Origin of the sequence: Leptothoe sp. ISB3NOV94-8A (genome assembly GCF_043421595.1) — a bacterium.
Taxonomy (GTDB): Bacteria; Cyanobacteriota; Cyanobacteriia; order Phormidesmidales; family Phormidesmidaceae; genus Leptothoe; species Leptothoe turfae.
In genome coordinates, this window is record NZ_JAXSQW010000002.1 from 278,616 (window position 1) to 304,604 (window position 25,989).

The following is a 25,989-nucleotide window of genomic DNA, read 5'->3' on the forward strand; positions in this document are numbered from 1 at the left end:
CTTTTAAGATTAACACCTAGATAAAAATGAAAAGAAGGGGGTGAACCCAGGTTCACCCCCTTCTCTGTTGAATTGAAAATTTTTAAAGGCTCAAATTAGCCAATGTCTACCTGGCTAGTGTCAACGGCAGTGGCACCATCAACGTCTTTAGCAACAGCAATCATTTTGTCGAGGATAGCCTGGCTGGGAACTTTGCCCTTGAGCACTACTTTGCTGCTGAGCTGCGCTACCCATAGAGTTTCGACATCATCCAGCTGAGAATCTTCATCAAAGGCCAGGGTGACCCGCTTAGCTAGACCACTTTCATCAAATTCACCTGTGAGGCCAATTTTGCACAGTGGAATTTCGTTCTCTGCTGCGGGTGAAGATGAAGGTGCGTTATTGGCAGCAGCGGCAGTGGGAGCAGCAGCAGTCTTTTTAGGGGTGGAAGCTTTTTTGGCACCAGGGCGACGACCAGCGGTAATACTAGCGCCTGCAGGCTTGTCCTGCTTAAAGATACGTTTTAGAAAACCCATGAAAATTTCCTACGTGAATACCACAAGTGAGTAGAACAAATGCCTCACATTGATCAGGGTACCGGTCGACTTCTGATCCCATCGACATTTTCAGAAACAAATAACCTTAATGACGTCTAATCGCGTATTTTTCTGCGCCGGATGGCAGATTTTCTAGGGTATGCAATTTCTACAGTACGTAATCGTCACGATGAACATTGAAGGAACTTGCTAAGGAACTTGCTATAGTCTGAACACGGTTGCATAGATGTTTTCGCCGAAGCGAACCATGGTACGAGACGGGCTGAAAACGGTAACGAATCGCTATTTTGGTGGGCGACGAGTATCCCCCATGGCGCTAAAGCACATGCGCGATAGCCTCATGGATGATTCAGAGCTAAATCGTGACTATGTGGTCATGACCATTGGTGCCTGTATCATTGCGACGCTGGGTCTCCTTTCAAATAGTGCGGCGGTAATCATAGGGGCAATGCTGGTGGCACCGCTGATGTTACCGATTCGGGGCATGGCCTTTGGTTTTTTGGAAGGTGATATTGAGCTGATTACGGAAGGTGCCAAGGCGCTGGGAGTGGGTACGATACTTGCGATCGCACTATCCACGGCTCTAGGCTTCATGCTAGGTCTCTCGGAATATGGTTCGGAAGTGTGGGCGCGATCAGAACCAACGCTACTGGATCTGGGCATTGCAATTACGGCAGGTGGAATTAGCGGATTTGCCAAGGTGCAGCCGAAGATATCGAGTACGTTGGCGGGAACTGCGATCGCAGTGGCCTTAATGCCGCCAGTCTGTGTGATTGGGTTAGGGTTAGCCCAGGGAAAAATGGCCCTGAGTCAGGGTGCGACCTTACTGTATGTGACCAATCTGATCGGTATTACCCTGGCCTGTATGTTGGCCTTTTGGCTAACAGGGTATGCACCGTTTCAAAAAGCGCGTAAGTCGTTGCGATATGTGTTAATCATCACAGGGGCATTAGTGATTCCACTGGCCCTGAGTTTGGTGGAGTTAGTGCGCCAGAACCGAGCCGAAGATAGTGTTCGCGATGCATTGGTGAATGGCACAGTCACGTTTCAACGGTTAGAGCTGATCGACCTTGATATTGATTGGTTGCCCAGCCCACCGGAGGTGCGGTTGACGGTGTATAGCGTAGAGCCGGTAACGCCTACCCAGGTGGGATTACTTGAGCAATATGTAGCTGATCGCATGAACCGACCGTTTCGATTAATTTTTGAGGTCAGCGAGGTGCAGGAAGTCACCAAAGAAGAAGTGCAGCCTGCCAGCGGTGAGCCAGATGGCGAAGAGTAATATCGTAAGACATCTTTAGCCGAAAGTGAAGCGAAATCCATTGCAGAGTTTCGTTTAGGTATTCCCTTTGTGATGGATCTGGTGGCGGCGATGTGTGCAAAGGGGAAGCCCATCACTAAAATTGGGGCTCCGGTGCCGAGAAAAGATGGAGAAACTAGCGAGCGAGATCGGGTGATTAAAGAGACTTGTGAACGGTTTCTAAAACATTGTTTGGATACCCCGAAGACCCTTGCCAGATAAGCAGCTTACCTTTGTCCTGGCAATGTTGCGGCGGTCGCAGATGGATTTGTTGGGGGCGATGGTGAATGTGCAAACGGGTCTGGAAGGACGGTTAAAAGCACTACAGGGGAGATATACCTTTTGACCTCGATCCGTCCTATGCCACGGCGCACAACAATCTGGCCAATACGTACAGAAATGATTACCCTCCTCCGCAATGCTATCGCCCAGCCATCCACCCAATAATCTAAAAAATTGAGAAACTACTGAAAACCAAGAACCAACAACCCCAACCTATTGGCAAGCTAAAATCTAAACATAATTGCTTGGCATGAGGGCTCATAACCATGACCACCACCCTACTCATCCAAACCGAAACCCATCCCTTAACCGTATCACTACCTACGGTTGCCCCCATGAGCCGCGAAGAATTCTACGCCTTTTGCCAAGCCAACCGCGACTTACGCATCGAACGCACCGCCACAGGGGATGTCGTGATTATGCCTCCCGCCTTTTCAGATACGGGAAATCGTAACTTTAACCTAGCCGTTCGATTAGGCATATGGGCAGAGCAGGATGGCACCGGCCTCGGTTTTGACTCCAGTTCAGGCTTCACCCTACCTAACGGAGCCACCCGCTCACCCGATGCCGCCTGGATCAACGCCGACCGTTGGAACACCTTAACCGACGAAGAAAAAGCTTCCTTCGCCCCGATTGCACCAGACTTTGTCATCGAGCTACGGTCAGCCAGCGATACCTTGAGTGGTCTACAAAGTAAGATGCAGGAATACATCGATAATGGTGTATCCCTGGGCTGGTTGATTGACCGCAAGCACCGTACCGTTCATATTTATCAACCTGGTCAAACTCCTCAAATACTTGAAAACCCTGATGCGGTCAGTGGCGATCCAGAATTACCTGGATTTACGTTACCGATGGCTAAGGTCTGGTAAGGAGATATTGATGTTCCTATTCCTCACAGGCCAAATAGATCAGAATACCTAGCAAACGTTCTAGTGGTTCCAGGCAGTAGGCTTCTAAATCAATGGTCAAATCAGTCCCCTGAAGCTTGAGAAATTTCCAGAGTTCACCGTTAGTAACACAGCCATAGATTGTTTTTTCCGACTGTGGTAAGAAACGCATGGCTTCATGAACATTGAGGCCAGACTCTTACTGTACTTTCTGTAAGCTAAATTTGCTATACGGCATCTGTAGTCAAGCTAACCGGACTATACCTTGATCATCGCTCAGGGTTAGAACTTGCCATCCAATGCCTCTACGCAACGTTCGCAGATGGTCTCATGCTCCGCCGACTCGCCCACATGGGTGGAATAATTCCAACAGCGATCGCACTTTTTCCCATCCGCATCCACAATGCCAATGCCAAAGGCATCCGACTCACTGCGATACTTAATGTCCTTCAGCCTATCAACACTGTCTAAGACCTCTACCTGGGACACCAAGAACAAATATCGAGCCTCATCCACATGGCTAGAATTGGGTGCGATCGCATCACTGGGATTCATCGCCGTTAACTGTTCTCTCAGTTGATCATCAGCAATGTAGATCAGCGCTTTCGCCTGCAACGACGAACCAATATCTTTTGCAGAACGCGCCTGTTCCAGCACCTTGTTCACCTCGTCCCGTAGTTCCCTCAGCTGGTTCCAGGTATCCGCCAGTTCAGGCTTTTTCCACTGCGGATCAATCTTTAACCAACCCGCTTCAAAAACAGATTTAGTGCCGGTCTCATAGGGCATAAACTGCCAGATATCCTCTGCCATGTGGCACAGCACAGGGGCAATGGACTTGGCTAAATTCTCCAGGGCAACTGCCAGTACCGTTTGACAGCTACGTCTTCGGAGAGATGCCGCATCACTGATGTAGAGACGATCCTTAGCAATATCCAGATAGAAGTTGGAGAGATCCACCACACAGAAATTCTGCACCGTCTGGAAGAACTTAAAGAACTGATAGGTGTCAAAGGCAGTCTCCACCTCAGCAAAGATCTCGGTCATCCGATGTAGCATGTACTGATCTAAACTGGGCAGCTGGTCATAGGGAACAGCATCTTTGGCTGGGTCAAAATCATGCAAGTTGCCCAACAAGAATCGGGATGTGTTACGAATCTTGCGGTACACATCCGCCAGCTGCTTAAGGATGTTTTTACCGATGGGGACATCGGAGGAATAGTCCACTGAGGAGACCCACAGCCGTAGTACGTCAGCACCGTAAGGCGGATCCTGTTTCTTGTTCTTGCCACCCTCAATGATTTCATAGGGGTCCACCACGTTACCGATGGACTTACTCATCTTGCGGCCCTTTTCATCCAGGGCAAAGCCATGGGTAAGTACAGTTTTGTAGGGGGCACAGCCATGGGTAGCCACACTGGTGAGCAAGCTCGACTGGAACCAACCCCTATGCTGATCAGAGCCTTCCAGGTATAGGTCTACCGGATATTTCAAGGCATCTCGCTGATCGGCGACTGCTGCCCAGGAAGAGCCTGAGTCAAACCATACGTCCATGGTGTCGAAGCCTTTGCGATAGGTATGGCCGTTGTTGTGATAGCTCTCGGGCAGTAGTTCCTCAACGGGCATACTCCACCAAGCATCAGAACCATGCTCAGCGAAAATACCTCGGACATGGGCAATGGTTTCTTGATTCATCAATACTTCACCAGTCTCTTCATCGTAGAAGGCTGGGATGGGCACACCCCAGTTGCGCTGACGAGAGATGCACCAGTCAGAACGGTCGCCCACCATCGGTGTAATCCGGTTTTCGCCCTGGGCCGGAATCCACTGCACATCCGAGATGGCTTTCAGGGCTTCATCGCGGAACCCTTCCACAGAGGCAAACCACTGCTCAGTAGCCCGGAAAATGGTGGGTTTTTTAGTTCGCCAATCGTAGGGATACTTGTGGACGTAGGGTTCATGTTTCAGAAGCGTATTGGCTTCGGTCAGTGCCTTGATCAGTGCTTCGTTAGCCGTTTTTAGAACGTTCAAACCTTCAAAGCTCCCGGCTTCAGTGGTGAAATTACCACGCTCATCCACTGGACAGAGGATGGGGAGACCGTATTTTTGACCGACGCCAAAGTCTTCCATCCCGTGACCGGGTGCAGTGTGCACCAGACCAGTACCGGATTCGGTGGTGATGTAGTCGCCGCCAATCACAATGGGGCTTTCACGATTGAAGCTGTCTTCTTTGCTGTGGAGCGGATGGTAATAGGTAGACCCTGCCAGGTCCGCACCGTTGATGTCGACCTTGGGGGTCAGGTCTGTTTCAAATACATTGGCCAGGGTTTCCACCAGGTCCTTACCGACGATGAGGTATTTGTAAGGGGCACCGGAGGCGACTTCTACCACGGTGTAAACCAGGTCTGAGTTGACCGCTACGGCCACGTTGGCGGGAATTGTCCAGGGTGTCGTGGTCCAGATGGCGACACCCAGATTATCGAGATACGGGGAAAGTGCTTTTTCTGCGGTATCTGAGGCGCTCACCATGGGGAAGCCGACGTAGATGCTGGGGGAGGTATGGCCTTCGGGATATTCCAGCTCAGCTTCTGCTAAGGCGGTTTGTGACGACGGACTCCAGTGAACAGACTTCAGCCCTCGGTAGATGTAGCCTTTGAGGACCATCTGACCAAATACGTCTAGCTGAGCGGCTTCATACTCAGGCTGCAGAGTCATGTAGGGCTTTTCCCAGTTGCCCCATACGCCAAAGCGACGAAATCCCTTGGCTTGTTTCTCGACGGTGTCCAGGGCAAATTCCTTAGCTTTTTGGCGTAGCTCCAGCGGTGTCAGATTGGCTCGCTCTTTGCGGTCGATGGTTTGCAGTACTTTTAGCTCAATGGGTAGACCGTGGCAGTCCCAGCCGGGGACATAGCGGACTTTGCGATCGCGCAGCAGCTGATACTTATTGATGATGTCCTTCAGCACCTTATTTAAGGCATGGCCCATGTGGAGACTGCCATTGGCATAGGGCGGTCCATCATGCAGTACAAAGACATCCCCAGAATTTTCCTGGGAAAGCGTTTCATAAATCTTGCTGTCATCCCAAAATGCCTGCAGCTCTGGCTCACGCTTAACAGCGTTGGCCCGCATACTAAAGTCGGTCTTGGGCAGTAGGACGGTGTCCTTATAGCTCTTAGCGTCGGCGCTTTTGGGGTCAGTCACGATGTAAGGAAAAAACTAAGGGGATTTACTACGCTCCAGTCATTCTGCCTTAGAACTTCCTATAGCTTCAATAGTTTTAGTTTTTTTACGTTGAGCAGCCACTGGAAATCCTAGATACAAAGCCTGCTGGGGCCTGACCTATGAATACATATTGTCCAAGTTCAGAACCGTAGTGTTTCTTGACAAGAAGCTACAAGTTCTAACTTGGACGTAGTTTAGTGGTTACCACCACATGTGACACGGTGTCTTAGCTGGTTGATGTCAATCTGTCTAGTACAGCGGAGCTACCCTGCCTTTAAAGATAGTCTCTCAACAGCACTGCTCAAATCATGTTGAGTTCAATCAATGACTTAAGCACATTTTTGGGCTTAATTGGTTTACTCACAAATTCCGAGGCCCCAACCATCTTGGCCCGCATGCGTTCAGCCAGACTATTTTCACTCCCTACCATCACAATGGGAGTATCCTTAAAGCCTGATATCCGACGAATTTGAGCACACAGTTCGTAACCATTTACCACGGGCATCGTCAGCTGCAAAAAAATTACTTTTGGCTTGAGCTTAACTAGCTGTTTCAATACCTCAAGCGGATCGGAAATGTTGCTATAGCGAAAGCCCGCCGCTTCAACAATGGTTGCCATTGTTTGACTGTTGGCCAGACTGTCATCCACATAAACAATTCTGGCGTCCTTAGGGATAATTGCCTGCGCTATTTTAAAGACAACATCCTCTTGATGCGCGATTACCGAACGAGGAATCTTATCTTCCACAGACTTAAGCCGCAGTGACTGATTGTGAATGTGAGGCAAAATCGACATCACAAATGGCTGTAGCGGCTGGTTAGCCTTCAATGCTATATCTCGCAATGTTTGCTGACCATTGGCCAACGCACTCAATAATTTGAAGAGTCGCGGTGATGCTAGATCTTCTAGAGAGGCTAAGTCTTGTATCACTAGAGCATCGTTAGGACCTATGGCGGTGAGACCGGCTTCTTCCCACTGGTGCCACCTGTGCTTTGCCTGGGCCCATATACCGATGGTTTGCAAATTTATATAGGAGAAATCGCAGGCTTTTTGAGATTTGATGCGATATCTTAATCCTTTCCCAGTTTGTTGAAAGCTTAAAGTTCCCTGCTGCTGAAGATCAAACAACGCTTCTGAGATACACCCGGACACGATATGTGAAAATACCTGCCGATTGAATTTCTTACAGATAACTAGCCTAGCTAACCGACTATAGGTCCAATCAGCGGGATAGGCACTCAGGCCATTTTTGAGCAACTCAGGACGATGTTGCAGTAACTGGCGACACCAGCGACGCTTTGCATGGGTACGCGTATTTGCCCAGACTAACTGCCCCGCCAAAAAATATAAGCGCCATTGATGGATCATGTCACTTTCAATCGCTAGGATGCCAGTCAAATGCTTTTGTTTAACGAACTGGATCTTCTTATCCAGTTCGGAAACAATTACATTTGGGATAGCGACTTCAGCTCTCATGACTTTTACTGTCTATACTCGGGCTTGTTTAATCGTTCTTGTAAACAATTTGACTATAATCTACAAGAACACAGTGAATGTTCGTATTTAAGCTCCTTTAAATAATAATTACGCTAATGTGCGTATTTTCCTCTGGTGGTTCATAAAGTTTTACGACTATTGTGTTGGGTATAAGCTTTGTAAAGCCAGACTGTTTGAGTCGTGGGGAACATTTTTAGATGGTTTGTGTCCGTGAGAGATTGGTATATTTTTTAGCTCTAGAAATGGTTCGATTTACGGGCATGCAGGGCTTAAGAAACGTCTATGTAAATCTCATATGAAGTTTAATATTAAAGAGACTTTATAACGTCTTCGCAAATATCTGGTACATCTCTACAGCTTGTTGAGGTGCGGGTTGTTGTTTAATGGAAATTGAAGAGATTTTAGTTAGAGAAAACTAGTCCCAAAAGTCATCATCAGGCCAGTTGCTGTCTTCAGTATCTGTGCCCCTAGGTTCTAGACTGGCTGAAGCTGCTGTGCCTGAAGAAGGGGAAGGTGAGGTGTCGAGAGTTTCTTCTTGAGGGGTTGGCTGGTCACCATCAGGAACACTAGCTGAAGTCTCTAATGTATCGGTCTCTAATGTATCGGATATATTGGTTATGTTAGCTATGTCGGTTGTTGCTGACAAGGTGTCCGCTTTAGGTATGGACGGTGGCCTGGGTGGCAGCTCAATCATGGGTTTGGGTTCTTTCTTTTTCGGCGTGACAACTTCTTTAAGCCAGCCTACGAAGATACCGACAGCAGCAATGGGATTTGGTATTTCTCGCTTTTTGGTTGTTTGAGAAATAGGTGGGTTCTCCGCCTTTGGAAGGGTTTCTTCCAGAGAGTCTTCTTTCTCGATGTGGGACTTTGGAATTGCAGCAGGGACAACTATTTTGGGCGCAAATTCATCTGCCGTCGGCTTGATCAAGATGGGACTGTTGGGATCGGCATCCTGATCGACTGCATCCTCCACGCCATCTTCTACAAACTCATAGTCTTTGGCAATGGGACGACTGGCGCTGCCATTAAGGCGACTGCGTTCAGATTTGCCTAATCGGATGGGGGTTTGCTGTGCGGTCGGTGTGGTTTCGCGACGGAGCAGTAGAGTTTGGTATCCCAGCCATATCAGTAGACCAACTGAAGCTGTTTGCCCTAGCAGTACTGCGCCGCTCATTTGCCTGGCGCAATACCACAGCACCACGGCATAAAACATGCCGACACCGCTCCAGAAAAAGTCTGATCGACGATGTACCTCTGGCAGAATAAAAGCTGCCAAATAAAACCCTAGACTACCTAATCCAACAATCACCGCCAATAGATTTGCCAGCATCCGCTTCGACTCCAGCGTGATGAACAGCCTTAATTATTAACGATTACGACCCCACAGGAGGGAGTTTTGAAGGTAGAGTTTTGAATTTTAAGTTTGGAATTAGGTCTTTGAAACCTCAGTAGCCTCGGAAATCAATTGAACTTGAACCTCAAAGCTAAGAACTCAAAACTCAAAATTACATACTGCGGTTGTAAGATATCTGACTGTACTTCCGTCTCAGAACCATCATGAGCAATCAGTCGAAAATTCCTGTCGTAGTTAATGGTGCCATGGGCCGGATGGGGTGTGAGATTGTCAAGGCTATTGCCGGTGCCGATGATATGCAATTGGTGGGTGCCGTGGATCGTAAGCTTGAGGCCGTTGGTCAGGATATTGGTGAGATCGCAGGCTGTGGTCCATTGGAAATACCGGTGACGACGGATTTGGAAGCCACCCTGGTGATGGCCCAAAGTGCAGGCAATGCGGTGATGGTAGATGTGACTCACCCAGCCAAAATTTATGAGCAGGTGCGAGCAGCTATTGCCTATGGTGTGAGGCCTGTAGTCGGTACCACTGGTCTAACATCTGAACAAATTATTGAGCTAGCGGAGTTTGCAGAAAAGGCCAGCGTCGGCTGTTTGATTATTCCTAACTTTGCCATTGGGGTAATTTTGATGCAGCAGGCGGCTCTGAAAGCGGCTGAGTATTTTGACCATGTGGAAATCATTGAGCTGCATCACAATCGCAAGGCCGATGCCCCAAGCGGTACGGCGATTAAAACGGCTCAAATGCTTCAGGAAGTAAAACCGTCCTTTAACCCACCTCAAGTGGATGAAACTGAAACCCTTCAGGGTTCACGGGGTGGCACTACGGAGGAAGGCATTAACATCCACAGTGTGCGTCTGCCTGGATTGGTGGCTCACCAGGAGGTGATGTTTGGTGCCCCTGGCCAGGTGTATACCCTGCGTCACGATGCGATGGATCGGGTATGTTTTATGCCCGGTGTGTTGTTGAGTATTCGTAAGGTATTACCGTTGAAGTCGCTTTTGTATGGCTTAGATAAGATTCTGTAGGGCTGGATTATCTCTCAATCGTACTTTCTTATGTGTGACGGAATGTCAACGCTTGCACAGAGCTGTTTTGGTTTTTGCAGGATTTTCCCAGTTTGCCGTAAGTAATAGTTGTAATTTGCGGCTTCTGAATCACCGTAGGTGACTGTGTCAAGATTGATACATTTCGAAATCCAATAAATGCTGCCAACCAGGCTTAACCCTCCCACAAGCATGATTGCAACGATCAAGGTTTTCATGTTCATTCATCCCATGATGTATTCCTTGGTATTTGAAAGAAATTGCCTTGGGGGATCGGTAATGTTGGGTTTCGTGCCTCTACCCAACCTACGTGCTGGGGTGTCCTGTATGTAGCCCAATGGCTTCTTGTATGGAATTTAGGCCATGGTCGTCGAGCTTGGTCAATAGGCCCTGTAGGATATTTTTCACCATCCACGGACCTTCGTAGATCCAGCCAGTGTATACCTGCAATAAAGATGCGCCTGCGGTGATTTTTTCCCAGGCATCGTCAGCGGTGAAAATACCCCCTACGCCGACGATGGGAAGTTGTCCGTTGGTCTTTTGATAAATGTATCGAATGACATCAGTTGCCCGCTGACGGACGGGAACACCACTAATACCGCCAGCTTCATCAACAACCAGATTGCCAGTTTGGCCTAAACGCTTGGTCACCAGTTTGTCCTTGGCAATGGTGGTATTGGTGGCAATAATTCCTGCCAACTGGTGCTGCTGGGCCAGGTCTAAAATATCGTCGATGTCTTCCCAGGCTAGATCTGGAGCGATCTTGATTAGCAGAGGTTTTTGCTGAGTATTGGCGGTTTGTAGGGTGGCAAGAATGGGTTCGAGTTGGGATTTAGCTTGGAGCGATCGCAACCCAGGTGTATTGGGTGACGACACATTGACCACAAAATAATTGCCGTGCTCCTGCAATCTTTGAAAGCTTTGCAAATAGTCACCTGCCGCCTCTTCTAGGGGGGTCACCTTTGACTTGCCTAAATTAATGCCCCTGGGAAAGTCAGGTGTTAGGGGTAAGGCCTTAAGCCGTTCCGCGAGTACTGTCGAGCCCTGATTATTAAACCCCATGCGATTTAAAGCTGCCTGGTCCTGCGGCAGACGAAACAGACGAGGTTTAGGATTACCCGACTGGGCATGGCACGTAACCGTCCCTAACTCTGCAAAGCCAAACCCCATCAAAGGCCAACAAGCAGCTGCCAACCCATCTTTATCAAAACCAGCTGCTAACCCCAGGGGGTTGGCAAAAGATTGCTGCCATAGCTGCTGACTCAAGCGCAGCGAAGTAACCTGGCAACTATTTTCACACCAGGCCTGGGCAAAGCGTCGTAAAGGTTGAGTCCAGTAGGGGGCGGTGGTGGGTGGTTCAGCTATCCAAGCCAATGTCTTGATGGTCTGGTGATGTACCACTTCTGGATCGGCTTTCAAGTGCTGAAATAACGACGGAAGCAAGCTAGATTTATAGATGTCTTGCAGCACGAACAATATTTCTAAATGGCCCTGTGGATTATATCGTTGAATTTGAAAACTAGTTGCGTTGATTGATTTGGTTTAGGGTTAGCAGCTAGTTGAGTCGGTTGCTGATATAACTAGGTAGTTGTGATGAACGATAGTCATGATGTATGACTTTTTAACCATCGGCAATAAGTAGCGTTAGACCCCGTTACGATAGAGCCAACTAATGTCAACGATAGATTGATGCCACCCATGTCCTGTTGCAATATAGCTATTCCGCTTGAGCCGCGATGGTGACTCATTTTCCTAAGCAATTTGATTAAATAGCATGTTTTAGAGAGCCAGGCTAGCTTAAATTAAGCTATATCCTCCATCGTTACTATTCAGGCAGTAGCCTGTTTCCCAAATCTGAGTTTTTATGGTTAGCCCCATACCCCCAGCGACATGTGAACAGCATTTGGCCACTTTGGGTCAGGTTCTCAAGAATGTATGGGATCAGGATACCGTTGATACCCAATTGACCGAGCTTGCTGACTATATGCAGCAGCTTTATCCCAATGAACTCACCTGGATTGGCCTCTATGATGCCGGTGACCAGAGTTTGACAACTCAAATGGCCGTTCTGGGTAGCGGTAAGAATTTTTTATGGCAAAAGATAAACCTTCAGACTGATGATGCCGTGCAGCAGGTGATAGAGCGAGGTGCTCCGGCGGCTGTTTATGATTTACAAGAATCCCATCGGGCTGGTGAGTGGAAAGCCATTGCTAAGCGCCTCGGCATTCATGACGCCATTATTTTTCCGATTCAGCGGCAGAATGAGTGTCTAGGCATTTTATTGTTGGGTGCCAGTCGGCGGGGAGCGTCTCTAAAATCTGGTGTGCAGAAAAAGACGTTTTCTATTTTGGTCACCACCATTGCGACCATCTTGCACAGATATCAGAAAGACTATTATCAGCAGCTAGAAAAACGTCCCTCCCAGCCATTCTTTCAGCTGTTGGCTAAATTGGAGACGATTCAAGAGTTAGAGCCCAGACTACAGGCGATTGTGGATGCTACTCACCGATTTGTGGGGGCTAGTCGTACCCGTGGGTATTGGTTTGAGCCGCAACAACGCTTTTTCTGGCATCGGGTAGCTAATGGTGGCCACAATCGCCATGCCTATGCGACTCAAGAACCTGGAGTATCCCAGCTATCTGCCAGTGGCTATCAAGAGGTCTATCAGGCCCTATCTTGTGGTGATGTGATTGTTATTGGCGAAGACACCTTTTCTCATCCTGAGGCCGTCATTGAACCTCTGAAGCAGGCCTTTGGCAAGTCCTCTTTATTAGTGGCACCCATTTTAATGCAGGGAGACTTGCTGGGTTTTTTGGTGGTGGAGTCCACCCAACCCCGTCAGTGGAGTGTGCCAGAAAAACGCTATTTAACCGCAGCAGCTCAAGTGGTCAGCTTGGGGATGCCCACATCGGTCTTGCAGGAACGGGTGGCCGATCTAGAAGCTAACCATCAGCTGTCGGTAGGTATTGCCCAAAGTATCCATGGCGATCGCGATTGGCAGTCGGTCATGTCCCAATGCGCTGAGCAACTGATTGCCACCCTTGAAATTGATGGCTTACTGGTGCTTATACCCGATCTAGAATGTGGTGGTTTTGAGGTGGGTTATCAGCACCATGGCACCCAAAGCAAGCCCACTCAGGGAATGTGGCGCTCACTTCACGACGTTGATTGGCAGCTCCTAGCCCGAAAGTCTGCACCAGTCTGTATCGAAAATTTAGATAACGATCTGAAGCTGCGAGCGTGGCATCCTCAGTTCTTACAGATGGGGATGAAGTCGGCGATGGCCTGTAATCTTTCGCCCGGTCAGGCTCCAGAAGGGGTGCTGGTGGTGACCGATAGCCATGGCCGACGCTGGAATCAAACAGAGCAGGATCTGCTGCAGTCAGTTGGACGACAAATTGGGTTAGTTTTGCATCAGTGGTCCTTGCAGCGACAGGCTCAGCAGCAATCCCAGATGAATGAAACCATGCAGTGGGGCTTGCGTAACCTACAGCGTACATTTGATGTGGAGCAACTTCAGCAGGCGGCCACCCATCACGTTAGCCAGCTTTTACGCTTGCCGCTGGTGGCCTTGATCGTTTGGGAAAATGGCCAAAAGGAAGCCCGGTTAGCTTCCACTGTGATCCGGGAGCAGCAGTTTGCAGCTAAGGATAATCCACCGATCTTGGTGGAGAGCGATGCTGTGATTAACTGGGCCATTCAAACCGATGGTGTGATTCAGCTTGAATTTGAAGATCTGCCTGATGTCACTCGCCAATGGTTGCGGTGTCCGGCCCATGCTCAGCTGTTGGTAGTGGCTCTCAGGACATCACCAGAGCATACGCTCAATGGGACGATGGTGCTGGCTGATCATGGTGATCGTCGCTTTTCTGACCAACAAATGAGTATGCTAGCGGTTTTGGTACATCAGTTGGCCTGGTGTCGGCGTCATTTATTGCTAACCAATCGTTTGCGCGAACAGAAAAGTCAGCTCACAGAGCTGAATTGGTATAAGCACCACCACATGGATGACATTCGGCGGCAGGTTCGAGAGTCGCGCCGTCAGCTGGCTAATTTGAAACAATTACCTGAGATCAGCGAACAACCTTATTTCCATGCGGTTGAAAGTCGATTGGCAGGCATGGAAAAAGAATTATTACGATTGACAGGCCGAGAACGGTGGGCAATGGCGTCCGATCCTCGCAAGGTGCCCTTGATTGGTTTACTCAACCGTCTAATGAAGCGGGTGCAAACTCAGGTGCAAAAGAAACAGCTTTGGACGCAGGTGCACTGCGATAGCAACCTGGCCCTTCAGGGTGAAATGCAGAAGATTGAGTTTATTTTGTATGAACTTATTTCAGCAGCTTGTCGACGTTCGCCAGCTAGAGGTCGGGTAGATGTTTGGAGCCGTCCCCTTGAACAGCATTGGATTGAGCTGTCAATTACGGATGATGGCGATGTAGATGAAGCTATCATCAAAGCGCTGAGCGAAGGAAATCATCAGCGGGATCATTTAGCAGAATCACCGTTGGATAGACCGCCGGGTTTAAATCTGGCGATTTGTCAGTCCCTGATGATCCGTTTGGGCGGTGAGTTCATCCTAGAAAAACTGGAAGACAATCGGATTCGCAGCTCCGTTATGTTCCCAATGCATAGGCTTCATACCATTGGTCAGGACTAGAGGGATTTGAACGCAAAACCTCTAACCCTGACCCGCAATGATGCTTAAGTTTTAAAGAGAATTCTCAAGCATGGTTGGAAAAGTAGCCGTCACAGGGCTAGCAACTGTGTTGGCAATCTCGCCAACGTTCTCCACCTGAGACGCTTGTAACAAAGGGGTCTTGGTGACAGCGTCGTTAGCCAGGGTAAATAGAGGGTTAGATAGTACCCCCGCTAGGGAAGTGGCCACTACGGCTACCACCAAACTCAGCTGTAACGGACGCATGCCTGGCAAATCCCAGCGAACCGGTGGATAGTTCTTGATAGATTCGGACATTTCCTGGGGCTCCTTAACTACCATCATTTTCACTACGCGGATGTAGTAATAGATGGAGATCACACTGGTAATTAAACCAATGAGTACCAGACTGTAAGCACCGGCCTGCCAGCCAGCCCAAAAGATATAAAGCTTACCAAAGAACCCTGCTAGCGGTGGAATACCGCCAAGGGAGAGCAGACACAGTGACAGGCATAAGGTAAGCAGGGGGTCCTTTTGATAAAGCCCGGCATATTCACTAATTTGGTCTGTACCCGTACGGAGGGAAAAGAGAATGACGCAGGTAAATCCACCCAAGTTCATGAACAGATAGACCATCAGGTAGAAAATCATGCTGGCATAGCCTGCATCGGAACCGATGACCAAGCCAATCATCATAAAGCCTGCCTGGCCAATGGATGAGTAGGCTAGCATCCGCTTCATACTGGTCTGGGCTAAAGCCACCACATTGCCCAGCACCATACTCAGGATCGCCAGAGCAGTAAACACAAAGCGCCACTCGTCTTCCACTAGGGGGAATGTGCTGACTAAAAGGCGAATTGCTAGGGCAAAGCCAGCAGCCTTAGAGCCAACGGATAGGAACGCTACCACAGGTGTAGGTGAGCCTTCATAAACGTCAGGGGTCCACTGATGAAAGGGCACAGCGGCTACCTTGAAGGCAATACCGGCAATGACAAATACCAGTGCAACGACTAGACCAATGGAGCTATTGCCAGTGCTGGACGCTAAGTTGGCTGCGATCGCACTCAACCGGGTCTCACCACCCGACAGACCATACAGCAGGGAAATGCCGTACAAAAAGATGGCTGAGCTCGCTGCCCCAATCAACAAATACTTCAGGGCGGCTTCGTTTGAGCGCGGATCCCGCTTCATGTAGCCCGTCAACAGGTATGACGAAATACTTAGGGTTTCAAGGGACACAAAAATAGTGACAAGCTCATCGGCACCCGCCAGAAACATGCCCCCCAGGGTTGCGGTCAGCAAAATCCCTAAAAACTCAGCTAAGGCTGTGCCTGACTTTTCCACATAGCGGATAGCCATAGGGACGGTCACAGCCGCTGACAGAACGATAATGCCTCGAAATACGATACTGAGAGCATCGCTGTTAAACTCTCCAAAAAAGGCGAGGGGATTGCCTGTGTCCCACTGTAGAGCTAATGCCCCAACGGCAGCCAAACAACCGCCGATAGAGACATAGGGGACCCAGCGCGATGACGCTCGGCCTACAATCAAATCACCTACCAAAATCACTACAATCGTCGCAATGATGATCAGTTCAGGCAGGATTTTACCTGTGTTTAATTGGGCAGCGAGGCTGACAACGTCCATTGGTGCTGTGGTTCGGTATTTCCATTTGGGATCTTACCCTAGTATTCTCGCTCATCTTGTAGTTTCCCAAAGGGAATTTTCTGAATCAGATTAAATTCTATGGATGTAAACCATAGAGGAACTTCGTTCAGATGACCTGCCTGGGGTCCCAATTTTTCTAAAGAAAACACTTTTTTCAATTTCTCTAGATTTCTTTTATGAATGGAGCCACAACCAGCCAAATTAATGCCTCGACGATAGCTATAGGCCAAATTTGGCCCTATGGGGTTAGTTTTACCCCCCTGGCAATGGTCATGAAATAAAAGCCTTTTCTTAATTCAGAGGTGGACGAAATTCGCCATTTCGATCTATCGATATATAAAGGCAACTGTACGAAAAGCTCTGCGAACATGCAGGTACGGCTTTTGTCACTAACCCTCGGCGCTTCCCTCTGATAAATTCTGAGCTAGATGCCATGGTTATGTATAGTTAGCCAATAAAAAACCGTCGTCATTGCCCACTTATCGGGCATTCTCTCTAGTGTTCAAGCGTTTCGCTAGACGCGGTTTGAGATTTGTTAGTGCCTTGGATATCAGGGTGTTGACAAATTTTCAATTAAACGTAGTTCGACCATTACTTTCAGTTCAGCTGTATGTCCACACTTGTCATTGTTGAGTCACCTACAAAGGCAAAAACAATTCGCAACTATTTGCCCAAAGGCTACCGTGTAGAAGCCTCCATGGGGCATGTGCGCGATCTGCCTAAATCGGCAAGTGAGATTCCCGCCAGCGTGAAGGGCGAGAAATGGGCACAGCTGGGTGTGAATGTAGAGGCGGATTTTGAACCTCTTTACTTGGTACCCAAGGATAAAAAGAAGGTTGTTAAGGCCCTGAAGGATGCCCTAAAGGAAGCCGATGAGCTAGTCCTGGCTACGGATGAAGACCGCGAAGGGGAAAGCATTAGCTGGCACCTATTACAGCTACTAAAACCTAAGGTGCCCACCAAGCGCATGGTGTTTCATGAGATCACCGAAGACGCGATTCAGGCTGCCCTCGAAAGCTGTCGTGATATTGATGATCAGCTAGTAAGGGCCCAGGAAACTCGACGAATCTTGGATCGTTTAGTGGGCTATACCCTATCTCCACTACTGTGGAAAAAAATTGCCTGGGGTCTGTCCGCTGGTCGAGTGCAGTCGGTGGCAGTCAAGCTACTGGTGGAACGGGAGCGCGATCGCAGAGCCTTTAAGCAAGGTTCCTATTGGGACCTCAAGGCCACACTCCAGAAGGCTGACAACCCCTTTGAGGCTAAGCTCGTTAGCCTGGGTGGTACTCGTGTTGCTACGGGTAGTGATTTTGACGAAAACACCGGACAAATTGCTGCTGGACGCAATGTGGTGCTTTTGGATGAAACCCAAGCCCAGGCATTAAAACAGCGCTTGGAAGCCAGCATTTGGACCGTATCTAATCTGGAAGAGCGACCCTCTAGTCCCAAACCAGCTCCGCCATTTACCACCTCCACACTGCAGCAAGAATCCAACCGCAAACTGCGCCTGTCTGCCCGTGACACCATGCGTACGGCCCAATCTCTGTACGAAAAAGGGTTTATTACCTACATGCGTACTGACTCGGTAAATTTGTCACAGCAGGCAATTACAGCGGCTCGAACCTGTGTGGAGCAAAAGTACGGTAAAGAGTACCTCAGCCCTCAGCCCCGGCAATATGCCACCAAGAGCAAGGGAGCCCAGGAAGCCCACGAAGCAATCCGCCCCGCTGGTAGTACTTTCCGTACTCCCCAGGAAACCGGGCTAAAGGATCGTGAACTTAGCCTTTACGACTTAATTTGGAAGCGCACAGTGGCTTGCCAAATGGCCAATGCTCGCCAAACCCATATCACCGTCAGCGTAGAAGTGGATGATGCGGTGTTTAAGGCCACTGGCAAACGAATTGACTTTCCAGGCTTTTTCCGGGCCTATGTGGAGGGTTCGGATGATCCCAATGCCGCCCTTGAGGATCGTGAAGTGACCCTGCCGCCCCTGAAGGTGGGAGATACCCCAAGCTGCACCGAGCTAGAGCCCATTGGCCATGAGACTAAGCCACCGGCCCGTTATACCGAGGCCACATTGGTTAAGACCCTAGAGAAAGAGGGTATTGGGCGTCCCAGTACCTATGCATCAGTCATCGGTACCATTATCGACCGAGGCTATGTGCATCCGCTGAATAATAGCTTGATGCCTACGTTTACAGCGTTTGCGGTGACCGAGCTACTGGATCAACATTTTCCAGATCTGGTGGACGTTAAATTTACGGCCCGCATGGAACGCACCCTGGATGAAATTTCTATGGGTGAAGCAGATTGGCTACCGTACCTCAAGGACTTTTATTCTGGAGATACGGGTCTAGCGGGGCAGGTACAGACCAGAGAAAGCCAGATTGATCCCGCTGAGGCCCGCACCGTTGACTTAGCTGATCTCAGTGCCAAGGTTCGCATCGGCAAGTATGGCCCCTACATTGAGGCCATCAGTGAAGAAGAGGGCGATGAAACCGTACGGGCTTCTATTCCTTTGGATGTGAGTCCAGCGGATCTCAACGACGAGCAGGTACAGGTCCTCCTCAAGCAAAAAACAGAAGGTCCGGAAAAGCTAGGTTTGCACCCTGAAACGGGTGAACCCATTTATGCTCTGATTGGCCCCTACGGTCCCTATGTGCGGCTGGGAGATAAGACAGAAGAGAATCCAAAGCCTAAACAGGTGTCACTGCCCAAGGGGGTAACGCGTGAGTCTGTGGATCTAGAAACGGCTGTAGGACTGCTATCTCTGCCGCGTTTGTTGGGGATGCACCCAGAGACTGGTGCCAAGGTCAAAGCCAGCTTGGGTCGCTTTGGCCCCTATGTGGTTCACGATCAAGGTAAGGAAGGAAAGGACTATCGCTCTTTGAAAGGAGACGATAACGTTCTGACCGTGACCCTGGAGCGAGCCCTGGAACTTTTGGCACAGCCTAAGCGAGGGCGAGGGCGTAAAGCTGCTAAACCGTTGCGGGAATTGGGTAAGCACCCTGAGTCGGAAGAACCCATCAACATTTACGATGGCCCCTACGGTCCCTATATCAAGTACGAAAAGGTCAATGCTTCATTGCCGGAAGGTAAGAAGGTTGAGGACGTTACCTTGGAAGAAGCCTTAGAGATTATTGCGGCGAAGGCAGCTACTAAGAAAAAAACAACCCGTCGTAAAACGACGACCAAAAAGTCCACCACTAAAAAGACGACGGCTAAGAAGACTACAACTAAGAAGGCGACAACTAAAAAATCCACCACCAAAAAGGCCAGTACGGCCAGCGGGACTACGGCTGCGGCTAAGAAGTCCACGACGGCTAAGAGTAAGTCGACAACCCGTAAAAAGAAGAGCACCGATAGCGACGCCGAATAAACGCCCCTAGATTTTTTGGGCCAACCCACCCGTGCCGTTTTTGTAAACCAATGGTAGATTAGCAAGCGTTGTTTGTTTCTTGCTGGTCCATGGTTCTCAAGCAACGGCCTCCTTTGTTGGTCACAGTTAGTACGGCGGTTTTACTGATACTGGGTGGGGCAGCGGCCTATCTGCGGCTTGGTCAGCGGCTCTCTACGGGTGTCAAGCTACCAACGGGGATGGAAGTTGTGCCCGGTAATGCCCTGGCAACCCTAACGCTGTCAACGGATGCAACCCAGTGGACTCGTTTACGACAGCTGGGGACACCTGAGTCACAAAAAGCATTGGATCGATTTTTAACCACCTGGCGCGATCGCATCCTCAGTACCAACGGCTATCGCTTTAGAACCGACATTCAACCCTGGATTGGTGAGCAGGTAACCCTTGTCTTTTTGCCCAAGGCCGGTGATAGCGAGGCAGCTGCGGAGATGGTGCTGATTGTGCCCATTGCTGATCCAGATAAAGCCCAGGAACTGATGGCAGAGCCACGGGACGGCACTACTTGGGTTGGCCGTGACTATAACGGTGTTGGCATCCAGTCCATTAAAACTACGGCAGGTGAGACCTTTGAGAGTACCGTTTTAGGTAACCAATGGCTGGTGTTAGCGTCAGGTGCTAACGGTATTGAATCTGTGATCGATAGCTTTGATGGTGGGACTTCGATGCTCAATAGCGATGCCTATCGCCAAGCCGTTAAGCATGTACAGATGCCCTCTGCCTTAGTCCAGCTGTATCTCAATATCCCTGAGGCAGGCAAGACATTTTTGGGCAGTGATAGCTTACCCAGTATTAATGGCCTAGTCGCCGCTGTAGAGCCATTGCCCAATGGTTTGGATATTGAAGCCTCAACCTGGCTAGGACCGGAAGATCAGCCAATTTATGTCGATATGATCAACACCCAGTCCATGACGCCCCAACGGTTACCGGACTCAACCGTGCTGATGTTGTCCACCAGCAGCATTGGTCCATTTTGGCAGGCCCTTAGCGAAGCTGAGCAGCTAAATGCCCTGTTACCGATCTCGTCGGGCTCCCTCACCAAGGGTCTCAAGAACCAAACGGGACTGGATTTTGAAAATGATATATTGCCCTGGCTGTCAGGTGAAGTTGCCTTTGGCCTGTTACCGCCAAGCACGGCAGCGGAATCACCCATGCCCATGGGACAGCTAGCCTTAGTGGCAGAGGTCGCCGATCGTCAGGCAGCTGAGGCCACCTGGGAGCAACTGGATGAAGTCATGACCAGTCGATTTCGCTTTGATGTGAAACCTTTGGATGCGGAGCAACCCGTTAATCAGTTGGTGTCTTATTACGGTGGCATTGCCATGGGACATGGTTGGTTGGATAACGATGTCACCTTTTTTGGCGTTGGCCCAGAGGTGTTGGATGCGATCGCACCTCAACCGTCTAAATCTATCCAAACCAATCGAGCCTTCCAGACCCTTCTAGACATTTCCCCTGATGAAAACAGTGGTTATTTCTTTATCGATGTTGATCGCCTGAAGGATTTGCAAGGCACCCTGCCTTTTCCAAAACTACCTGAAGGCCCAATGGTCTCAGCCATCAAAAGCATCGGAATTGTCACCAGTGCTCAAGATGAGCGCACACTCAGCTATGACATGTTCATAGAATTGCCCAAGGGTAGACGGGTAAAACCGCTCTAAGCTTCCCCACTGGCTGATGAGTTGGCAAACGCAGGGCTCAAGAATGCAACCAGGGCACCAATCATAAAACCAGCAATGTTACGAACCAGGGGTAGCCAGTCCTGGGTGCGAGAAACCACTGGGCCAATGCCAAACGCAATGAACAGCATGCCCCACAGGGGTGAGAAAATCAGCATCCACTGCCAGGAAAAGACCTGGTCCTCTTTGCGGGGATGGGCAGCAAAGCCACAGATAACCCCCCCAAGGATGGATGTAATGAGGGTTAAAATCCATTGCTCTCTAGGTAGGCCAGGCACAACTGAACAGCCACCGCGAGCGAGGCAAGTTTCTAAGGATGCAATGGATTGCATGATGGATTGATCTTCACCGTTGTCACGTACAAAAAACTGATTACCAAAGCGAGTTTGTAGCTCAATCCAGAAGACTCTGGGCAACAGTGAATAGACCGTATCACCAACGCTAAAGTTAAGGATATTGCCTCCCCGTGGGTCGGCAATCAGCATAATGCTCTTATCGTCTAAGTTCCAAAAATCTTTGACAGCACGTCCTGGAGTTTGATCAAACTGGGTTAAAACCCTAAGTTTCCAACCCGTCTCAGCCTCAAACTCCGGTAAATGTTCATTCAAATACTCTTCCTGAGAATTGGTCAGAATTCTTGCTAGGTCGATGACCATAGTCGGCTCATCTGGCAGCAGTTCTGGATTGTTGTAAGCATACGCAGCTGGTGCCGTGATCCCTGTGACGAATGCAATACAACAAACCAACAGCCCCCCTAATAAGGAAGCCTGCAACCAATCCTTAAAGCGTACGGTCATGATGTTTACACTTATTTACCTATCTTTAATGTAGAGAAGAAGCCCGGTTTCCGTCAATCATTGACCAGGAAAGCGATCCTCGGACGTATTACTGGGAGGGCGCTGGGGCGATGTTGGTTGGACTTGGGATGAGGGGGGATGCGGCGGCTCAACAGGTTTGGGTGGTGGTGGTCGTCGTTTACGTTTACGCGCATTAGCTGGTTTGGTGAGGACCCGCCAGGCGGCCCTAAAGCCGACAGCCACACTGCGAGTTGAGCGTTTTACCTGAGACGCCTGCAGACGCACATCACTGAGACTTTGATCCACTTGTTTAACAATATTACGAGCACTGCTGACACTATCGGTCATGTCATCCGCCAGGTCACTCAGGTCAGCACCCGTGTGACGCATTGCCTCTAGGGTGCGGGGTAACTCGCGATCAAGGGTATCAAAGAATTTTTCAGCACTGCGGGCAGCCCTCGCCAGGCCAATCAACGCAGGAATGGACACACACACCAATGCGACTAGACCGAAACCTAGTAGCAGAATGGATAACCCTAGCCAAATTAAAGGATCAGTCACGCTTGGACTCGACCACCGTTTGAGCAAAGTCTTCTCGAGAAGCAGCTTGCCCAGCAATTAAGGCCTCTCTCAGTCGTTCCAGGGTGCTGTCCCAATTTTGCAACGTAGTATTGGACAGCCTATCGGCATGGAATTGCAGGCTAGTGGATAAATCTTCAATGATGTCAGGCACGGCATCCGCTGACTTTTTAAGAACCCTACGGGTATGTTTGCCGCTGCGGGGAGCGATCAGTAAACCGATGACGGTGCCGATGGCGGTACCAGCCAGCAGGCCACTGAGGAAGTGATCGGAGTTGTGTTGAGCCATGGGGAATGCGGGGAGTGGGGAGCAGGGAATGGGGCGTGAGGGGTTAGAAGCGGTGGCGACGTTGGCTAATCAGCCAAACACGCTGTAGGAATTTTGCAGTTTGAATGAGACGTCGCTGTTGTAGCTGCCATTTCAGATGAATCAGCTGCCATTGCCGTAGGTTGGTGCGTTGTACAGTAAAGGCTAGGGTTTGTTGGGCCAAGTTGTCCTCTAATAGTACTGTCCAACGTTGGAGATTTCGGTTGAGCTGGGCAACCTGGTGACCAAACCGAGCGACATGCCAGGTGAGAACAAGGCAGAGAATCGCGATCGCAACATTAGCTATGGCGATAACAATAAGCATGGCAGTTTAGGCATCGCAAGTGCCATTTTGGGAAGACAGAGACGCTAACGTGCTGATTTACTCGGAAATAGACTACAACGAAGATAAATTTTTCAGTCAGAATTATTAATCATAGGTCAACCGTTAGCGTTTACCTTTACCCTGAGTGGGTTAATCAATCAGTCTAGTGGCCATGGTGCAAGCTACTGCCTCTGTTTTATATGTCAATCATGCCAGCGGTGCCCAAGGTAATGGCACTCGCCAATCGCCGTTCAAAACCTTGACCCAGGCTTTGGATCGCGCCAGTTCTGGCACCACCATACAGCTAGAAGCGGGCACCTATGGTAGTGGCGAATCGTTTCCGCTGATTGTGGCCTCTGGAGTAACCGTTGTGGGTATTCATGGCACCGTGACCATTCGAGGTGGAGGGGTGCTGGCAACGGAAGAATTTGGGGGCATGTCCGTCACGATGAAGTTAGAGGACCGCTCCCAGATCCGCAATGTCACAGTGACGAACCCACAATCGCAAGGTATAGGGGTGTGGCTAGAAGCTGGATCAGCGTTACTCACCCGCTGTCGATTTAAGGGGTGCGGGCGTGATGGTGTTTTTGCCACCGGGACTGCCATACCAGTGTTACTGGCCAATGAATTCACCGAAAATCAGGCCAGCGGTCTGTTTATGGTGCGCAGGTCTAAAGGAGAAGTCCGACAAAACCGCTTTGAACAGACAGGGTATGGGGTGGCCATTAGCGATCAAGCAGCACCGCTAATTATTGATAACGAGGTGGTGAATAACAAAGCGGGCATTGTTCTGTCCCGTGCCGCTCGGCCAGTGCTACGGCAAAATCACATTCGGCGTAACGAAACGTCGGGATTATGGCTACAGGATACCGTGCAACCCGATGTAGGCCAGAGTCAGGACCTGGGCGAAAATGAGTTTCGAGACAATGGCCAGTGGGATATCCGCAACGAGAGTCGGCAACCCTTAACCAGTGCGGGTAATCATATCAACCCCAATCGAGTTAAAGGATCCGTTCGCTATGTGGCCAGTGAACTTCCCGATCCGGTAGCTGTGCCAGCAATGCTATTAGGCAAAGTGCCCCCCCAACCTGCCCCCCCGACACCGGAATCCCCTGCCCCCCCAACCCTCAATTTAGATAGCCGTTTTAGCGATGTGATTGGGCATTGGGCCGCCCCCTTTGTGGATGCCATGGCCGCAGCAGAACTCGTCAAAGGCTTTTTTGACGGTTCATTTCGCCCCAATGCATTGGTGACCAGAGCCGAGTTCGCTGCTCTGGTCATGGCGACATTTCCTGCGAGTGACGGGGACAATCGCCGGTTTAAGCCCTTTAGGGATGTCTCTTCTAATTTTTGGGCCCGTTCAGTGATTTATCAGGCTCAGGCCCAGGGCTTTATCGCTGGTTTTCCAGACAATACATTTCGGCCCAATGATCCCATGACCCGAGCCCAGTCCCTGGTGGCCCTGATTAATGGTTTGCGACTGGGCCAGGGTATGGCATCCGAACTCGGGGTATATCGAGATCGCGCCCAGGTGCCCCCCTATGCCGTTGAGGAAATTGCCATTGCTACCCGTCAAGGCATCGTGGTGAACTATCCTGATGTGGCAGAACTGCGACCGATGCAGCCCATTACTCGAGCTGAAACCACGGCTTTGGTTTATCAGTGCCTGGCCAATCTAGGTCGGATGCAGTCCCTGACGTCTCCATATATTGTGGAGCCAGCCAGAACCGCCGTTAGTAATAGTGTGGCTGCTGCCAGCAATACAATTGTCACCCACAGCCACTGGGCCGATGACTTCTGGCAGTCCCTCAAGGCGCACAATTTTCTAGAGCGGACCAGTGCTCCCGACGCCTCCATGACCCGTGCACAGTTTGCCAGTTTAGTGGTGGCTGCCTTTGCTCCGAAACCAAAACGTTACCCGGTTGCGTTTCGTGATGTACCTTCATCCCACTGGGCATCCCAGGCCATCCACACCGCCTATCGCGCCAAGTTCCTCTCAGGGTTTCCCGACTATACCTTTGCGCCAGAGCAACCCATCTTAAAAATTCAGGTGCTGCTGGCTCTGGTTAGTGGCTTAGAGCTTACCGCTAAAGATACGGCTGGATTGCTTGCACGTTATCAAGATAAATCCCAGGTCCCTCGCTATGCAGAAAGCGCGATCGCAATCGCCACCAAACTTGGTTTAGTCTTTAACTATCCTGACCTAGACCTGCTATCCCCTAACCAGGTGGCCACCTATGGTGAAGTGGCCGCTATGGTTTATCAAGGATTAGTGCTGCGAAAGCGCATGCCCCCCATCTTGTCTGACTACCAGGTGCACCCCCAGATGTAGGGTCATCCCATGGAACGTCCCTACATCAGTACCTATGGACGAGGATTTTCAAAGAGTGTTTTAAACAACACTCATATGATGGGATGATGGAGCTTAATGCTTTTT

19 protein-coding genes are annotated in these 25,989 nt (G+C 49.8%); 8 read left to right on the plus strand and 11 right to left on the minus strand.

Annotated elements, in window-relative coordinates:
- Nucleotides 1-95: 95 nt before the first annotated feature.
- The gene (locus SPB21_RS31720; protein ID WP_499061987.1) at nt 96-515 is read right to left on the minus strand and encodes a phospholipid-binding protein; all 420 of its coding nucleotides are present in this window, start codon (nt 513-515) and stop codon (nt 96-98) included.
- A gap of 268 nt (nt 516-783) precedes the next feature.
- On the opposite strand from SPB21_RS31720, the gene SPB21_RS31725 reads away from it, so the two are divergent.
- The 3 genes from SPB21_RS31725 (at nt 784) to SPB21_RS31735 (ending at nt 2,990) form a co-directional block, all read left to right on the plus strand.
- The gene (locus SPB21_RS31725; protein ID WP_163669668.1) at nt 784-1,818 is read left to right on the plus strand and encodes a TIGR00341 family protein; all 1,035 of its coding nucleotides are present in this window, start codon (nt 784-786) and stop codon (nt 1,816-1,818) included.
- Nucleotides 1,819-2,047: 229 nt separating this feature from the next.
- Nucleotides 2,048-2,182, plus strand: a complete 135-nt coding sequence (locus tag SPB21_RS31730; RefSeq protein WP_499061986.1) for a hypothetical protein — start codon at nt 2,048-2,050, stop codon at nt 2,180-2,182.
- A gap of 202 nt (nt 2,183-2,384) precedes the next feature.
- Nucleotides 2,385-2,990, plus strand: a complete 606-nt coding sequence (locus SPB21_RS31735; protein WP_490792973.1) for a Uma2 family endonuclease — start codon at nt 2,385-2,387, stop codon at nt 2,988-2,990.
- A 16-nt stretch (nt 2,991-3,006) separates the two neighbouring features.
- Here SPB21_RS31735 and SPB21_RS31740 read toward each other — a convergent pair whose 3' ends face one another.
- From SPB21_RS31740 to SPB21_RS31755, 4 genes are all read right to left on the minus strand, one after another.
- Nucleotides 3,007-3,180 (minus strand): hypothetical protein, encoded by a 174-nt coding sequence (locus tag SPB21_RS31740; protein WP_499869038.1) that lies wholly within the window; start codon nt 3,178-3,180, stop codon nt 3,007-3,009.
- Nucleotides 3,181-3,290: 110 nt separating this feature from the next.
- Nucleotides 3,291-6,134, minus strand: coding sequence for an isoleucine--tRNA ligase (ileS, locus tag SPB21_RS31745; RefSeq protein WP_499869173.1), 2,844 nt, complete (start codon nt 6,132-6,134; stop codon nt 3,291-3,293).
- 394 nt (nt 6,135-6,528) lie between these two features.
- On the minus strand, nt 6,529-7,704 hold the full coding sequence (locus SPB21_RS31750) for a response regulator (RefSeq protein ID WP_499869039.1): 1,176 nt from the start codon (nt 7,702-7,704) through the stop codon (nt 6,529-6,531).
- A gap of 436 nt (nt 7,705-8,140) precedes the next feature.
- Entirely contained in the window at nt 8,141-9,055 is a 915-nt protein-coding gene (locus SPB21_RS31755) for a Ycf66 family protein (RefSeq protein ID WP_499869041.1), read from the minus strand.
- Nucleotides 9,056-9,282: 227 nt separating this feature from the next.
- On the opposite strand from SPB21_RS31755, the gene dapB reads away from it, so the two are divergent.
- Nucleotides 9,283-10,107, plus strand: a complete 825-nt coding sequence (gene dapB / locus SPB21_RS31760) for a 4-hydroxy-tetrahydrodipicolinate reductase (protein ID WP_163699368.1) — start codon at nt 9,283-9,285, stop codon at nt 10,105-10,107.
- A 324-nt stretch (nt 10,108-10,431) separates the two neighbouring features.
- Here dapB and SPB21_RS31765 read toward each other — a convergent pair whose 3' ends face one another.
- On the minus strand, nt 10,432-11,595 hold the full coding sequence (locus SPB21_RS31765; RefSeq protein WP_163671421.1) for a quinone-dependent dihydroorotate dehydrogenase: 1,164 nt from the start codon (nt 11,593-11,595) through the stop codon (nt 10,432-10,434).
- A 394-nt stretch (nt 11,596-11,989) separates the two neighbouring features.
- Between SPB21_RS31765 and SPB21_RS31770 the strand changes: the two genes are divergently transcribed.
- Nucleotides 11,990-14,785 (plus strand): GAF domain-containing protein, encoded by a 2,796-nt coding sequence (locus tag SPB21_RS31770; RefSeq protein WP_163671420.1) that lies wholly within the window; start codon nt 11,990-11,992, stop codon nt 14,783-14,785.
- A 51-nt stretch (nt 14,786-14,836) separates the two neighbouring features.
- On the opposite strand, the gene SPB21_RS31775 is transcribed toward SPB21_RS31770, so the two are convergent.
- Nucleotides 14,837-16,429 carry an NAD(P)H-quinone oxidoreductase subunit N gene (locus SPB21_RS31775; protein ID WP_163671419.1) on the minus strand — a complete coding sequence of 531 codons (1,593 nt, stop codon included), beginning with the start codon at nt 16,427-16,429 and terminating at the stop codon, nt 14,837-14,839.
- A 631-nt stretch (nt 16,430-17,060) separates the two neighbouring features.
- On the opposite strand from SPB21_RS31775, the gene topA reads away from it, so the two are divergent.
- Together topA and SPB21_RS31785 are read left to right on the plus strand one after the other, a co-directional pair.
- Complete coding sequence (topA, locus tag SPB21_RS31780) at nt 17,061-19,829, plus strand: type I DNA topoisomerase (RefSeq protein ID WP_499869043.1); 2,769 nt, start codon at nt 17,061-17,063, stop codon at nt 19,827-19,829.
- A gap of 89 nt (nt 19,830-19,918) precedes the next feature.
- On the plus strand, nt 19,919-21,526 hold the full coding sequence (locus SPB21_RS31785; RefSeq protein WP_499869045.1) for a DUF3352 domain-containing protein: 1,608 nt from the start codon (nt 19,919-19,921) through the stop codon (nt 21,524-21,526).
- Here the strand turns inward: SPB21_RS31785 and SPB21_RS31790 are convergent.
- The 4 genes from SPB21_RS31790 to SPB21_RS31805 are packed head-to-tail and all read right to left on the minus strand — an operon-like array spanning nt 21,523 to nt 23,552.
- The gene (locus SPB21_RS31790) at nt 21,523-22,341 is read right to left on the minus strand and encodes a TPM domain-containing protein (RefSeq protein ID WP_499869047.1); all 819 of its coding nucleotides are present in this window, start codon (nt 22,339-22,341) and stop codon (nt 21,523-21,525) included. The genes SPB21_RS31785 and SPB21_RS31790 overlap by 4 nt on opposite strands.
- A 57-nt stretch (nt 22,342-22,398) precedes the next feature.
- On the minus strand, nt 22,399-22,902 hold the full coding sequence (locus SPB21_RS31795; protein ID WP_250565872.1) for a hypothetical protein: 504 nt from the start codon (nt 22,900-22,902) through the stop codon (nt 22,399-22,401).
- Nucleotides 22,895-23,209 carry a YtxH domain-containing protein gene (locus SPB21_RS31800; protein ID WP_163671416.1) on the minus strand — a complete coding sequence of 105 codons (315 nt, stop codon included), beginning with the start codon at nt 23,207-23,209 and terminating at the stop codon, nt 22,895-22,897. Before SPB21_RS31800 ends, SPB21_RS31795 begins: the two co-directional genes overlap by 8 nt.
- Before the next feature lie 43 nt (nt 23,210-23,252).
- Nucleotides 23,253-23,552: a hypothetical protein gene (locus tag SPB21_RS31805; RefSeq protein WP_163700687.1), complete on the minus strand. Its 300-nt coding sequence runs from the start codon at nt 23,550-23,552 to the stop codon at nt 23,253-23,255.
- 172 nt (nt 23,553-23,724) lie between these two features.
- Here SPB21_RS31805 and SPB21_RS31810 point away from each other — a divergent pair, with 172 nt between their 5' ends.
- Complete coding sequence (locus SPB21_RS31810; protein ID WP_499869049.1) at nt 23,725-25,884, plus strand: S-layer homology domain-containing protein; 2,160 nt, start codon at nt 23,725-23,727, stop codon at nt 25,882-25,884.
- Nucleotides 25,885-25,989: the final 105 nt, after the last annotated feature.